Source organism: Bradyrhizobium sp. HKCCYLS20291 (assembly GCF_051167715.1).
In the GTDB taxonomy this organism is placed as follows: Bacteria; Pseudomonadota; Alphaproteobacteria; order Rhizobiales; family Xanthobacteraceae; genus Bradyrhizobium.
Genome location: NZ_JBNPTO010000026.1, coordinates 41,130 through 54,306 on the forward strand (window position 1 = coordinate 41,130; position 13,177 = coordinate 54,306).

General features: G+C 66.3%; 12 protein-coding genes. 4 read left to right on the forward strand and 8 right to left on the reverse strand.

The window, feature by feature from the left end:
- Positions 1-13: 13 nt before the first annotated feature.
- Both paaD and paaE read left to right on the forward strand, forming a co-directional pair.
- Complete coding sequence (gene paaD / locus ACQR07_RS34850) at positions 14-469, forward strand: 1,2-phenylacetyl-CoA epoxidase subunit PaaD (protein WP_434906601.1); 456 nt, start codon at positions 14-16, stop codon at positions 467-469.
- Between the two features lie 104 nt (positions 470-573).
- Positions 574-1,650 carry a 1,2-phenylacetyl-CoA epoxidase subunit PaaE gene (gene paaE / locus ACQR07_RS34855; protein WP_434906563.1) on the forward strand — a complete coding sequence of 359 codons (1,077 nt, stop codon included), beginning with the start codon at positions 574-576 and terminating at the stop codon, positions 1,648-1,650.
- A 544-nt stretch (positions 1,651-2,194) separates the two neighbouring features.
- On the opposite strand, the gene paaK is transcribed toward paaE, so the two are convergent.
- Both paaK and paaI read right to left on the reverse strand, forming a co-directional pair.
- A complete protein-coding gene (gene paaK, locus ACQR07_RS34860; RefSeq protein WP_434906564.1) occupies positions 2,195-3,523 on the reverse strand; it encodes a phenylacetate--CoA ligase PaaK in 1,329 nt (442 codons plus the stop codon).
- 36 nt (positions 3,524-3,559) lie between these two features.
- Entirely contained in the window at positions 3,560-4,012 is a 453-nt protein-coding gene (gene paaI / locus ACQR07_RS34865; protein ID WP_434906565.1) for a hydroxyphenylacetyl-CoA thioesterase PaaI, read from the reverse strand.
- 244 nt (positions 4,013-4,256) lie between these two features.
- On the opposite strand from paaI, the gene ACQR07_RS34870 reads away from it, so the two are divergent.
- On the forward strand, positions 4,257-5,303 hold the full coding sequence (locus tag ACQR07_RS34870; RefSeq protein WP_434906602.1) for a YeeE/YedE family protein: 1,047 nt from the start codon (positions 4,257-4,259) through the stop codon (positions 5,301-5,303).
- Here ACQR07_RS34870 and ACQR07_RS34875 read toward each other — a convergent pair whose 3' ends face one another.
- From ACQR07_RS34875 to ACQR07_RS34895, 5 genes are all read right to left on the reverse strand, one after another.
- On the reverse strand, positions 5,304-6,521 hold the full coding sequence (locus ACQR07_RS34875) for a bifunctional alpha/beta hydrolase/OsmC family protein (RefSeq protein ID WP_434906566.1): 1,218 nt from the start codon (positions 6,519-6,521) through the stop codon (positions 5,304-5,306).
- Between the two features lie 18 nt (positions 6,522-6,539).
- Positions 6,540-6,905 carry a hypothetical protein gene (locus ACQR07_RS34880; protein WP_434906567.1) on the reverse strand — a complete coding sequence of 122 codons (366 nt, stop codon included), beginning with the start codon at positions 6,903-6,905 and terminating at the stop codon, positions 6,540-6,542.
- Positions 6,906-7,076: 171 nt separating this feature from the next.
- Complete coding sequence (locus ACQR07_RS34885; RefSeq protein WP_434906568.1) at positions 7,077-7,739, reverse strand: sulfite oxidase-like oxidoreductase; 663 nt, start codon at positions 7,737-7,739, stop codon at positions 7,077-7,079.
- A gap of 214 nt (positions 7,740-7,953) precedes the next feature.
- Positions 7,954-9,378, reverse strand: a complete 1,425-nt coding sequence (locus ACQR07_RS34890; RefSeq protein ID WP_434906569.1) for an amidase — start codon at positions 9,376-9,378, stop codon at positions 7,954-7,956.
- A gap of 79 nt (positions 9,379-9,457) precedes the next feature.
- Complete coding sequence (locus ACQR07_RS34895) at positions 9,458-10,234, reverse strand: SDR family oxidoreductase (protein WP_434906570.1); 777 nt, start codon at positions 10,232-10,234, stop codon at positions 9,458-9,460.
- A gap of 170 nt (positions 10,235-10,404) precedes the next feature.
- Between ACQR07_RS34895 and ACQR07_RS34900 the strand changes: the two genes are divergently transcribed.
- Entirely contained in the window at positions 10,405-11,478 is a 1,074-nt protein-coding gene (locus ACQR07_RS34900; protein ID WP_434906571.1) for a tartrate dehydrogenase, read from the forward strand.
- 421 nt (positions 11,479-11,899) lie between these two features.
- Here ACQR07_RS34900 and ACQR07_RS34905 read toward each other — a convergent pair whose 3' ends face one another.
- Positions 11,900-12,811, reverse strand: a complete 912-nt coding sequence (locus ACQR07_RS34905; RefSeq protein WP_434906572.1) for an NAD(P)-dependent oxidoreductase — start codon at positions 12,809-12,811, stop codon at positions 11,900-11,902.
- Positions 12,812-13,177: the final 366 nt, after the last annotated feature.

Below are 13,177 nucleotides of genomic sequence, written 5' to 3' on the forward strand. Positions count from 1 at the left end.
CCAGCGCGCCTGGATGGCGGCCGCGTCGGTGGCTGATCCGGAAATTCCGGTGCTGACGATCGACGATCTCGGCGTGCTGCGCGAGGTCGAAGTGGTCGGTGACCGCGTCGAGGTCGCGATCACGCCGACCTATTCGGGCTGCCCGGCCATGAACATGATCGCGCTGGAGATCGAGCTCGCGCTGGAGCGCGCTGGCTTCCGCGAGGCCCATGTGCGCACCGTACTGTCGCCGGCCTGGACCACGGACTGGATGAGCGAGGAGGGCCGCCGCAAGCTCAGGGACTACGGCATCGCCCCGCCGCAGCCGTCGAGCGGACGGCGCGCGCTGTTCGGCGTGGCAGAGGTCGCGTGTCCGCAATGCGGATCTGATGACACCGAGCAACTCGCGGAATTCGGCTCGACCTCGTGCAAGGCGCTGTGGCGCTGCAAGGCATGCCGCGAGCCGTTCGACTACTTCAAGTGCCACTGATGCTACAGTCGTCATCGCGAGCGCAGCGACGCGATCCAGGGCCACGCCCGGAGCCCTGGATTGCTTCGTCGCTTCGCTCCTCGCAATGACGTGGGGATAGACCGATGTCCACAACGCCACGCTTTCATCGTCTCGCCGTCCGTGACCTGCGCCGCGAGGCGCCGGACGCAGTGTCGCTGACCTTTGCTATTCCAAGCGAGCTGGCGGCGGACTACCGGTTCGCGCCCGGGCAATATCTGACGCTCAAGACCACGCTCGGCGGCGAAGAGGTGCGGCGCTCCTATTCGATCTGCTCGGGACCTGACGACGAGATCCGCATCGCCGTGAAGCGCGTCGATGGCGGCGCGTTTTCCAGCTTCGTCACCGACGAATTGAAGCGCGGCGCCGAGATCGACGTGATGACGCCGACCGGACGGTTCGGCGTCGCGCTCGACCCCGCAGCGGCGCGGACTCATGTCGGCTTCGCGGCCGGCTCGGGCATCACGCCGATCCTGTCGATCGTGAAAGCCGTGCTGGCGCGTGAGCCTGACAGCCGGTTCTTCCTGTTCTACGGCAACCGCACCACCGCGGGCATGCTGTTCCGCGAAGAGCTCGAGGAGCTGAAGGATCGTTTCCTCGACCGCTTCTCGGTGTTCCACGTCATCTCCGGCGAGGAGCAGGATCTGCCGATCCTGCATGGCCGCCTCGATGGCGAGAAGGTGCGCCTGCTGCTGCGCTCGCTGGTGCCGGCCGAGGCCGTCGATCACGTCTTCATCTGCGGCCCGACCGGCATGAGCGAGGAGATCGAGACCGCTTGCCGCGCGCTCGGCATCCCCGACGACCGCGTTCATATCGAGCGCTTCGTCTCCGGCGCCGGCGGCAAGCCGCGGCCGAAAATGATCGTGCCGGACACGGCGCCACCGAAGGCGATCGCCGCCCTGATCATCGACGGCAAGCGCCGCGAGGTCCCGGTCGCCGAGGGCGAAGCCATCCTCGACGCCGCGCTGCGCGCTGGCGTCGATCTGCCGTTCGCCTGCAAAGGCGGCATGTGCTCCACCTGCCGCGCCAAGCTGGTCGAAGGCAAGGCCGAGATGGAGCTGAACTACTCGCTCGAGCCGTGGGAGCTGCGGGCCGGCTTCGTGCTGACCTGCCAGGCCAAGCCGGTGACGGAGCGGGTGGTGGTGGACTACGATCACGTGTGAGGTCGGCGGCTACTTGAAACGGGCCTCGTCCTTCGAGACGCGCCGCGCACGACGATCTCACCCGGTATCGGCTCGATTGGCGCGGCGCTCCTCACTATGAGCCTTCAGCGCAGGAGCGGTTGCTGCACACATGGACAATGAACACGCTATCCGCGCGTTCATGCAGAGCAACCTCATGGAGAAGTGGGAAACCGATCGACCTCGCCGCGGGCGCGATGGCCGTGACTGCGCCCTCGCCCCTTGTGGGAGAGGGCATGGACAATAGCGCAACGATCTCGGTTGGGTGAGGGGTTTGTTTCAACGAGTTGCGCTCGCGGAGAGAACCCCTCACCCGACCGAGCCTGCGGATCAGCCGGCGATGCCCTCTCCCACAAGGGGCGAGGGCACTGCATCGCGCAGCGGTGCGGAGGTTGCAGGCTGGTTCGAACGAGATCATCCAAAGGCCAGAGATCGAGAAGCGGGAAGAGAGGCCAGCTCCGAAGGCGGAGCTGCACCATGACCAGCGTGTTCGTGAAGAGGGTTGAGAGCGCGGCACGCCGCGCGACTATTCCACCGGCCGCTTGTCCTTGATCCGCTTCGCCTTGCCGGCCGAGCGCTCCAGCGTGTCGGGCGGGACTGCCTTCACCTTCGCCGTGACGCCGATCGTATTCTTGATGTGGATCGAGATGCGTTCGGCGTGCCCTTCGAGGCTGGTCTCGTCCCAATGTTCCGGGCGGGATTCGGCGTAGACCGTCAGCTCGTCCATGCGGCCTTCGCGGGTCAGCTCGAGCATGAAATGGCCGCCGCACCATTCGGTGGTGAGCAGGATCTCCTCGATCTGCGACGGGAACAGGTTGACGCCGCGCAGGATGATCATGTCGTCGGAACGTCCGGTGACCTTCTCCATCCGCCGCATGCCCGGCCGCGCGGTGCCAGGCAGCAGCCGGGTCAGATCGCGGGTGCGATAGCGGATGACGGGGAAGGCCTCCTTGGTCAGCGAGGTGAACACCAGCTCGCCCATCTCGCCGTCGGGCAGCACACGGCCGGTGTCTGGATCGACGATCTCCGGATAGAAATGATCCTCCCAGATGTGCAGCCCGTCCTTGGTCTCCAGGCATTCCTGCGCCACGCCGGGGCCCATCACCTCGGACAAGCCATAGATGTCGGTCGCGTCCATCGCGAACGCATCCTCGATCTCGGCGCGCATCGCATTGGTCCAGGGTTCGGCGCCGAAGATGCCGATCTTGAGCGAGCTCTGCCGCGGATCGAGGCCCTGGCGCTTGAACTCGTCGAGGATGGCCAGCATGTAGCTCGGCGTCACCGTGATGATGTCGGGGCGGAAATCGTTGATCAGCTGCACCTGCCGTTCGGTCATGCCGCCGGAGATCGGCACCACGGTGCAGCCGAGCTGCTCGGCACCGTAGTGAACGCCGAGACCGCCGGTGAACAGGCCGTAGCCATAGGCATTGTGGATGATCATGCCGCTGCGGCCGCCGGCGGCGCGGATCGAACGCGCCATCACGGTGGACCACGTCGCGATGTCGTTACGGGTATAGCCGACCACGATCGGCTTGCCGGTAGTGCCGGAGGAGGCGTGAACGCGGACGAGTTGCTCGCGCGGCACGGCGAACATGTTGAACGGGTAGTTGTCGCGCAGGTCGGTCTTCACTGTGAACGGGAATTTCGCGAGGTCTGCCAGCTCGCGAAAATCCGACGGCTGCACGCCGGCCTTGTCGAAGGCGCGGCGGTAATGGGCGACATTGTCGTAGGCGTGCTTGAGCGACCAGGCGAGGCGCTTGGTCTGCAGCGCCACGATCTCGTCGCGCGAGGCGCGCTCGGCGTCGTCCAAGTCGGGCACGTAGCTGCCGGTCGCGTGAGGCTTGTTCGAAGTCATGGCGTCAGGTCCTCCGGCAGGGACGTGGGCGAAAGGTCAGATCGCATCGGGCGCGTCGGCCGACACCAGCGTGCCGCCGATGCTGCGGGAATGGCCGCGGAATTCGGCGATGACGGTATCGCCTGAGGTCACGCGGACGTCGTAGATGCCCGAGCGGCCGCTGCGCGACACCTCGACGGCGCGCGCCGTCATGATGTCGCCGAGCTTGCCCGAGCGGATGAAGCTGATGCTGCCCTGGGCCGCCACGGTGCGGTCGTTGTGCGAGTTGCAGGCAAAGGCGAAGGCGGAATCGGCCAGCGTGAAGATGAAGCCGCCATGGGCGATGCCGTGGCCGTTGACCATGTGCGGCTGGATGGTCATCTGCAGGGTGGCACGTCCCGGGCCGATCTCGGTGATCCGCATGCCCAGCCCCTGGCTGGCGCGATCATCCTGCCACATTGCGTCGGCACAGGCGCGGGCCAGCGCGTCCGGGGAAAGTGCGCCGCTCACGGGCGGGCCTCCAACGGCGCGCAGGCGAGGGGCGGCGCATGAGGATGCGCTTGTGAAACCACGGCGTTCTCTCCCGCTGATGCTTGTTGGAACAAGCATTCTGAACTAGTTAAGCTCGATATCGTGGCGAATATTCCGCGCGCGTCAAGCGAAAGCGATGCTGGCGCAAGCCCGCGTGACACGGCCTTTTTTCCGCAACCAGAAGGACTCCTCGCGCGTGCCGGAAGCTGCTGATGTGGCCGTGATGGCCGGTCTCGGGATTGGCCTGATCTATGGTGCGGTCGGGCTGCTGAGCGGCTTCTGCATGATGAGCAGCCTGCGCGGCTGGTGGGCCGATGGCGACGGCCGTCTGGTCCGGACCTATGCGCTGGCGATGGGGATCGCGGTCATCGCGACGCAACTGCTGGCGTCCAACGGGATCGTCGATCTCGGCAAGTCGATCTATCTTCAGCCGACCTTCTCGGCGCCTTTGATGTTCGCGGGCGGTGTCCTGTTCGGCTACGGCATGGTGCTGGCCAATGGCTGCGGCTCGCGCGCGCTGGTGCTGCTCGGCCGCGGCAATCTGCGCTCCTTCGTGGTCGTGACGGTGCTGGCGATCGCAGCGGAGATGACCCTGAAAGGCCTGATCGCACCGCTGCGGATCGCGCTGCTGCAGGGCTCGCAGACCACGGCGACCGCGACGTCGTTTCCCGCGCTGCTGTCGACCGGCGGGCTGCATGGCGCGCCCGCGCGACTGGTGCCGGCGCTGGCACTGGGCGGTGCGCTGATCGCTTTTGCCTTCACGCATTCCGGCTTCCGGCGCGCGCCGGGCCAGATGCTCGCGGGCTTCATCGTCGGCCTGCTGATCGCCGCCGGCTGGTTCGCGACTGGCTTTCTCGGCGCCGATGATTTCAACCCGGTGCCGGTGGCCTCGTTGACCTTCGTCGCGCCGATCGCCGACGGTCTGCAATATGTGATGCTGTCGACCGGCTCGACCGTGAATTTCGGCATCGCCACCGTCGCCGGCGTGCTGGGCGGCAGCCTCTTAACCGCCATCGTCACGCGCCGATTCAAGCTCGAAGGTTTTCATTCGCCGCAGCACATGCTGCGCTCGACCGGCGGCGCGGCGCTGATGGGGATCGGCGGTGTCATGGCGCTGGGCTGCTCGGTCGGGCAGGGGCTGACGGGACTGTCGACCCTGGCGCTGCCGTCATTCGTGGCCATTGCCGGCATCTTCATCGGAACGGCGCTGGGCCTGCGCGGCGCGCTGCGCGTGCGGCCGTTGCGCATCGAGGCGCAGCCGGCGCGCTGATCACTCCGCCGCACGCGTCACGATGCGGATCTCCGATGTCAGGGTCCGGTGCACCGGGCACTTGTCGGCGATCTCCATGAGCTTCTTCCGCTGTTCGTCATCGAGCGCGCCGTCCATGTGGATCTCGCGCTCGAGCTGATCGATCAGGCCGGCCTTGGTCTCGCACTCCGCGCAGTCTTCCGCATGGATCTTGCTGTGGCGCAGGGTGACCGTGATCCGGTCGAGCGGCAGGAGCTTGCGGTCGGCGTAGAGCCGCATCGTCATCGAGGTGCAGGCGCCGAGTGCCGCCAGCAGCAGGTCGTAGGGGCCGGGGCCGGTGTCCTGGCCACCGACGGACAGCGGCTCGTCGGCGGTAAGGCGATGCGGGCCGAGCGCGATGCTCTGCTGCAGCTTGCTCGATCGGGTCTCGCGCACGACGACGTCGCGCGGGCCATCCGCGGGCGCCGGCTCGGCGTCCGCCGTTGCGACATAGCGGCTGGCCCAGCTCGCGATCACCTCGGCGATGTAGGCGGCGTCCGTCTTGCTGCTGACGAGATGATCGGCATGGTCGAGCGAGATGAAGCTCTTCGGATGCTTGGCGGCGACGAAGAGATGGGTCGCGTTGTCGATGCCGACGGTGTCGTCGACCGGCGAGTGCATCACCAGCAGCGCCTTGTGCAGGTGCTTGACCTTGTCGAGCAGGCGCTGCTCAGCGATGTCGTCGAGGAAGGCGCTGCTGATGCGGAACGGGCGGCCGGCGAGCGAGACCTCGGCCGAGCCGTCGCGACGGATGGCCTCGAGTTTGTCCTTGAACAGGGCGGTCACATGCCCTGGATCCGACGGCGCCGCGATCGTCACCACGGCTTTCGCCTCGGGAATATCAGCCGCCGCAGCCAGCACCGCGGCGCCACCGAGGCTGTGGCCGATCAGGATCGATGGTGCCTGGCTGGTCTCACGCAGATGATCGGCGGCGCAGACGAGATCGGCGACGTTGGAGGAGAACGTGCTGTTGGCGAAGTCGCCCTCGCTGGAGCCGAGGCCGGTGAAGTCGAACCGCAGCACGGCGATGCCATGCGCGGTCAGCGCCATCGCGATGCGACGGGCCGCGTGAGTGTCCTTGCCGCAGGAGAAGCAATGCGCGAACAACGCAGTGGCGCGCGGTGCGCCGTCGGGCAGGTCGAGCGCCGCGGCAAGCTGCTCGCCACCGGCGCCTGCAAACTGGAATCGTTCGGTCGGCATGATGCGGTTCCCCTATGATCAGTCTCGCTCGGGCAGCAGCTCGATCTCCTGTTCGCCGCGCCTGATCGCCGTCGGCAGGTCCTGCGCGACGAGATCGGAAATCCATTGCACCAGCGCGGGAAGGGCTTCGTCCTTCGCTTGCCGGCGCAGTGGCGGCAAGTCGCGCTCGTGCGCGGTGCCGACCTTGATGTTGAGACGCTCATAAGGAATGTCGCCGTCCGGCGGCCGATACCGCGCATCGAACAGCCGCCTGCCGTGGCTGCGAACGAGGTGAATGCGAATGCCGCCGAGATCCCTTGCGGTCAGTGCGGCGAGGATGACGGAAGGCTTCAGAAGATACCCATAGCCCTTGGGGATCTTGCCGGTTTCTGAGGTGAACTCCATGCTGCATCTCTCGCACGTTCGGATATCGCGATCACCGCGCTTTGGTGCGGAAGCGATAACATGCAGTCCGTAGGGTGGGCAAAGCGAAGCGTGCCCACCATCCTTTCTTTTCGGCGGGACGACGGTGGGCACGCCGCTTCGCGTCTTTGCCCACCCTACGGCGTTATGCTGTCAATCCGAATAGCGCTGCTCGGCCCAGGGATCGCCGCGGTTGTGATAGCCGCGCACCTCCCAATAGCCGGGCTTGTCGGCGTCGAGAAGCTCGATCGCCTTCAGCCATTTCGCGCTCTTCCAGAAATACAGATGCGGCACGACGACGCGGACCGGGCCGCCATGCTCCCCGGTGATCGGAGTGCCGGACCAGCTGTGCGCGAGCAGCGCGTCTTCGGCGGCGAAATCCTCCAGCGTCAGGTTCGTGGTGTAGCCATCATAGGAATGCAGCACGACGAAATTGGCGGTGTCGCGCGGCCGGCAGGCGGCGAGCAGGTCGCGCGTGGCCAGCCCCTCCCATTGATTGTCGTAACGTGACCAGGTCGTGACGCAGTGGATGTCCGAGACGAACTGCCGCTGTTCCTGGGCGAGGAAGGCGGGCATATCCCAGAACAGCGGATTTTCGACCGCGCCGTAGACATCGAGCCGCCAGCGCTCCGATGTGACCGATGGCGTCAGCCCGAGATCGAGCACCGGCCAGTCGTGGGTCAGATGCTGGCCGGGTGGCAGGCGCTGGTCTTCGGGCCGTACGATCCGGCCGGTCAGGAACTTGCCCTCGCGTGCCCAGCGCTCCTTGCTGCGGGTCAGCTTGCTCTCGGGCGGCAGCCCGGATTCGTCAGCCATCTCGGCACCTCGTCAGTTCGTGCTGCGCTTGTCGGAAGGCGAACAAACACGGTGCGTGTCACTTGCTGCGAAAGAGACATGCATCGTCTGGTCGATCATAATAGAACGACATCTCGCGCCCAATGCCTTTGAAGCATGGGGATGATGGTCGTAGGCGATGTCCGGCGCGTGGAACTGTGCGTCTGGTCGATCATCCGCAGCGTCGGTGGCGTGGTCAGCCCTTCGGCGCGCGCGGATCGATCGGGGTCGAGCCGGCCACGCCGAGAGCGTCTTCCAGCACCTTGGCGCCGGCGAGCAGCTTGGCGTCGGCGCGCGGCGCCGTGACCATTTGCAGGCCGACCGGCAGACCCGAGGTGGTGAAGCCGCAGGGCAGCGACAGCGCCGGGCAGCAGGCCAAGGTGATCGCGTAGACTATGCCGAGCCACTGCACGTAGTTGTCGAACTTATGCCCGGCGCATTCGGCGACGTAGCGGTTCTCGACCGGGAAGGGCGGCACGATGGTGGCCGGCGCCAGCAAGAGATCATAGTTCTCGAAGAACTTTACTGCACGCGCGGTGATCGCCACGCGCTGCGCCTCGGCGCGCGCGATCTGTGCGACCGTGAGCTTCAATCCTTCCTCGATGTTCCAGATCACCTCGGGCTTCAGGAGATCGCGCTTGGTGCGCAGCAGCTCCTGCTTGCTCATCGCGAAGTCGAGCGCGCGCAGCACGTGGAAGCATTCATGCGCCTCGCTGAAATCGGGGTGCGCTTCCTCGACGATCACACCCAGCTCGGCGAAGCGCTGCGCCGCCTTGCGGGTGACGGCGATCACTTCGGGATCGACCGGCGTGATGCCGAGATCGGGCGAGTAGGCAATGCGGACCGGTTTCTTGCCGGAACGGGCGGCGGCGAGGAACGATGTCGCGGGCGAGGGCAGCGAGATCGGGTCGGCGGCGTGCTCGCCGCTCATCGCGTCCAGCAGCAACGCGAGATCCTCGACGTTGCGGGCCATCGGGCCCTGGACGCCGAGATTGCGGTCGATGGCGACTGCCGGGGTATGCGCGACGCGGCCGAAGCTCGGGCGCAGGCCGACGATGCCGCAGAAGCTTGCGGGATTGCGCAGCGAGCCGCCCATGTCCGAGCCGTGCGCCAGCCAGGCCATGCCGGTCGCGAGCGCGACCGCGGCGCCGCCGGAGGAGCCCGCGGCCGAGCGGGACGTGTCCCAGGGATTGCGCGTCGCGCCGAACACCTCGTTGAAGGTGTTGGCGCCAGCGCCGAATTCCGGCGTGTTCGACTTGGCGTAGATCACGCCGCCATTGCTCTCGAGATGCTCGACCACCAGGTCGGAGCGTTCCGGAATCCGGTCCTTGAAGATCGGCGAGCCCTGCGTGGTGAGCACGCCCTGGACGTCGGTGAGGTCCTTGATCGGCACGGGGAGGCCTGCGAGCAGCCCGCGCGCACTGGCCGGCTTGCTCATCAGCGCCTTGGCGTGATCGCGCGCGCGGTCGAAGCACAGCGTCGGCAGGGCATTGACCTTGTCGTCGACGGCCGTGATGCGTGCTTCCAGCGCATCCAGGCAATCGAGCGGCGTGATGTCGCCGGCCCTCAACTTGTCGACGACGGCGCAGGCGGTCTCGCGGATCAATCCCTGGTCGGCCAAAGCTTCGTTCTCCTGAATACAAGCGTCCCGGCGCGAAATTGTAGATCACGTTTGCGGCGAGGTGGAAAGGTCGCGGCGATCAACCCCACCCTGCGCTGATGCCGCCATCGACGGTATAGATCACGCCGGAGGTGTAGCCGGCACGGTCCGAGGCCAGGAACGCCATCAGGTCGGCGATCTCACGCGGATGCGCGGGGCGGCCGAGCGGCAGGCCCTTCTGAAATTCCGTGTAGCGGCTCTCGTCGCCGAACTGCTGCTTGGCGCGGGTCTTGAGCAGGGTGACGTGGCGGTCGGTACCGACCGGGCCCGGATTGATGCCGACCACGCGGATGTTGTCGGCGAGGCTCCTGGAGCCGAGGGCGCGGGTGAACGCCATCAGCGCCGCATTGCCGGCGCTGCCGCAGATGTAGTTGGCGTCGAACTTCTCGCCGGCGGCGCCGATGTCGTTGATGATCACGCCCGCGCCGCGCGCCTTCATCTGGGCGTAGACCAGCCGCGCCAGGTTGATGAAACCGAACACCTTCAGGTCCCAGGCGTGCCGCCACGTCGCCTCGTCGATCCTGTCGATCGGGCCGCCCGGAATGTCGCCGGCATTATTGACGAGAATGTCGATGTCGGCGGCCTCCTGCGCGAGCCGTGTGACGTCCTCGGACTTGCGCAGGTCGACCACATGCGCCGCCGCATCGATCTGGTGCTTCGAGCGGAGCTGCTCGACCAGCGCCGACAGCCGGTCCGCGCTGCGCGCGGCGAGCCGGACATGGCAGCCTTCCTCGGCAAAGGCCTCGGCTGCCGCGGCGCCGATGCCCTTCGAGGCGCCGGTGATCAGAACGCGCTTGCCGCGCAGATGAAGGTCCATGGCAATTCTCGTTTGAGGGGAGGAGACCGGATTGTCTTGTGCGATTGTCTTGCGCGTCAGCCATGCGGTCAATCTTGCACCGCAGCGTTGCGCTTGCCCCTGGTTTGGTCCATTCAGGCGATCGACAATTTCGGCCGGGACAACCGGCGCGACACGCAAGGATCCGCACGATGAGCAAGAAACCCTATCGCATCGCAGTCATTCCCGGCGACGGCATCGGCAAGGAAGTCATGCCCGAGGGCATTCGCGTCATCGAGCAGGCCGCCAAGAAGCACGGCGTTGCGGTGCAGTTCGATCATTTCGACTTCTCGAGCTACGACTATTACGAGAAGCACGGCCAGATGATGCCTGATGATTGGAAGACGCAGATCGGCAGCCATGACGCGATCTATTTCGGCGCCGTCGGCTGGCCGGCCAAGATCGCCGATCACGTCTCGCTGTGGGGCTCGCTGATCAAGTTCCGCCGCGAGTTCGATCAGTACGTCAACCTGCGGCCCGTGCGCCTGATGCCCGGCGTGCCGTGCCCGCTGGCGAACCGCAAGCCGGGCGACATCGATTTCTGGGTGGTGCGCGAGAACACGGAAGGCGAGTATTCCTCGGTCGGCGGCCGCATGTTCCCGGACACCGATCGCGAGTTCGTCACCCAGCAGACGGTGATGACCCGCACCGGCGTCGACCGCATCCTGAAGTTCGCGTTCGAGCTCGCGCAGTCGCGGCCGAAAAAGCACCTGACCTCGGCGACCAAGTCGAACGGCATCTCGATCACGATGCCGTATTGGGATGAGCGCGTCGAGGCGATGGCGAAGAACTATCCCGGCGTGAAGTGGGACAAGTACCATATCGACATCCTCACCGCGAACTTCGTGCTGCATCCGGACTGGTTCGACGTCGTCGTCGGCTCCAACCTGTTCGGCGACATCCTGTCGGATCTCGGACCTGCCTGCACCGGCACCATCGGCATCGCGCCGTCGGGCAACATCAACCCGGAGCGCAATTTCCCGTCGGTGTTCGAGCCGGTGCACGGCTCGGCGCCCGACATCGCGGGGCAGGGCATCGCCAACCCGATCGGCATGATCTGGTCGGGCGCGATGATGCTCGAGCATCTCGGCGAGAAGACCGCGGCGCAGTCGATCGTCGGCGCGATCGAGCGCACGCTCGCCGAGCGAACGCTGCGCACGCGCGATCTCGGCGGCAATGCGGATACGGTGGCGTGCGGCAAGGCGGTCGCGGAGATGGTGGATTAGTTTCGGCTGTTTGTTGTCGCCCCGGCGAACGCCGGGGCCCATAACCACCGGCCGTCGTTGTGGCCGCCGGTCTCTGCCACCGCCCGCTACTGATAGATCGCGCGGTATGGGTTCCGGCGCGCGTGCGCAATTGCGCACTAGGCCGGGACGACGGTGGTGGGTGAGGCCGCAACTCGGGCAACACCGTCATTGCGAGGAGCGCAGCGACGAAGCAATCCAGGATCGTCGCGGGACTCTGGATTGCTACCACTTCCGCCCACGCGGCGAATTCGTAGGGTGGGCAAAGGCGCAGCGTTGCTGTCTCTCAGCACGAGATTGTCGTAGCGCCGTGCCCACCGTCTCGCCACGTACGCGCGGATCGATGGTGGGCACGCTGCCGTCGCTGCGCGCCGGCCGCTTTGCCCACCCTACGCGTCGACCATTATCCTTTCGCCTCCCTCCGGCAATGCTCCCACGCCGCATGGATCAGGTTCTCGCTCGCTTCGGGCGTGCGGAACGCGGAGTGCGCTGACAGCGTCACGTTCGGAATCGTCGTCAGCACGTGACCGGGCGGCAGCGGCTCGGTGTTGAAGACGTCGAGGCCGGCGTGGCGGATGTGGCCGGAGCGGAGCGCGTCGATCATCGCGGTCTCGTCGACGATGGCGGCGCGGGCGGTGTTGACGAAGATCACACCCTTGCGCATCTGCGCGATGCGCTCGCGCGACAGGAAGCCGCGGGTCTCGTCGTTGAGCAGGAGATGCAGCGACACGACGTGGCTCTCTTTGAGCAGCGTATCGAGATCGACGAACGCCACGCCCGGATGGCTCTTCGGCGAGCGGTTCCAGGCGATCACCTTCATGCCGCTGCCAGAGGCGATGCGCGCGACTTCCGCCGCGATGCCGCCGAAGCCGATCAGGCCGAGGGTCTTGCCGGTCAGCTGCATGCCGTCGTCGCGCAGCCAGTTGCCGGCGCGCATCTCGCGGTCCATCTGCGCGATGCCGCGGGCGGAGGCCCACATCAGCGCGATCGCGGCTTCGGCCACCGCTGTGTCGCCATAGCCCTTGATCAGGTGCACGGTGATGCCGAGCTCGGCCAGCTCCTCCGGGTTCATGTAGCTGCGCGCGCCGGTGCCGAGGAACACGACGTGCTTGAGGTTCTTGCACTGCTTCGCGACCTCGGTCGGCAGCGCGGTATGATCGACGATTCCGATCTCGGCGCCAGCGAGGATGGCCGGCCAATCCTCGGCCTTGATGTCGGGATCGAGATGCACGCGCACCTCGGGATCGCCCGATTGGCGCTGGCGCTCGAAGATCTCGGCAAGCGAGTCGTTGGCGTCGATGAAAACTCCGCGCACGTGGTGGTCTCCTTTATGCGGTTCGAAACCGGCGCGCAGGCGGAGGTGTGCTCCCTCCCCCCCTTGCGGGCAGGGCAATCGCATGTGGAATTTTTCGATTCTTTTCGTGCTTCCAAAGAGCAGTCTGGATTCGAAAATTTCCTCCCGTCGGCCTTCGCGATTCCAATATTTCGTTTGGGCCGCGTTGGAGAGCCATATGCGATTGCCCTGCCCTTGCGGGGGAGGGTCGGGGTGGGGGGAGCCGCGGGCGAGACCGCCCGTGTGGACCCCCACCCCCGACCCCTCCCCGCAAGGGGGAGGGGAGTGCAGCGTGCCCGCGCGATCCAGATCAGGGACAGATAACTTCAACTAGGGCAGAACGAGAAC

Coding starts and splice junctions, on each gene's coding strand:
- paaD (WP_434906601.1), top strand. CDS start 14: ATGGCGGCCGCGTCGGTGGCTGATCCGGAAATTCCGGTGCTGACGATC.
- paaE (WP_434906563.1), top strand. CDS start 574: ATGTCCACAACGCCACGCTTTCATCGTCTCGCCGTCCGTGACCTGCGC.
- paaK (WP_434906564.1), bottom strand. CDS start 3,523: ATGACTTCGAACAAGCCTCACGCGACCGGCAGCTACGTGCCCGACTTG.
- ACQR07_RS34870 (WP_434906602.1), top strand. CDS start 4,257: ATGGCCGGTCTCGGGATTGGCCTGATCTATGGTGCGGTCGGGCTGCTG.
- ACQR07_RS34875 (WP_434906566.1), bottom strand. CDS start 6,521: ATGCCGACCGAACGATTCCAGTTTGCAGGCGCCGGTGGCGAGCAGCTT.
- ACQR07_RS34880 (WP_434906567.1), bottom strand. CDS start 6,905: ATGGAGTTCACCTCAGAAACCGGCAAGATCCCCAAGGGCTATGGGTAT.
- ACQR07_RS34885 (WP_434906568.1), bottom strand. CDS start 7,739: ATGGCTGACGAATCCGGGCTGCCGCCCGAGAGCAAGCTGACCCGCAGC.
- ACQR07_RS34895 (WP_434906570.1), bottom strand. CDS start 10,234: ATGGACCTTCATCTGCGCGGCAAGCGCGTTCTGATCACCGGCGCCTCG.
- ACQR07_RS34900 (WP_434906571.1), top strand. CDS start 10,405: ATGAGCAAGAAACCCTATCGCATCGCAGTCATTCCCGGCGACGGCATC.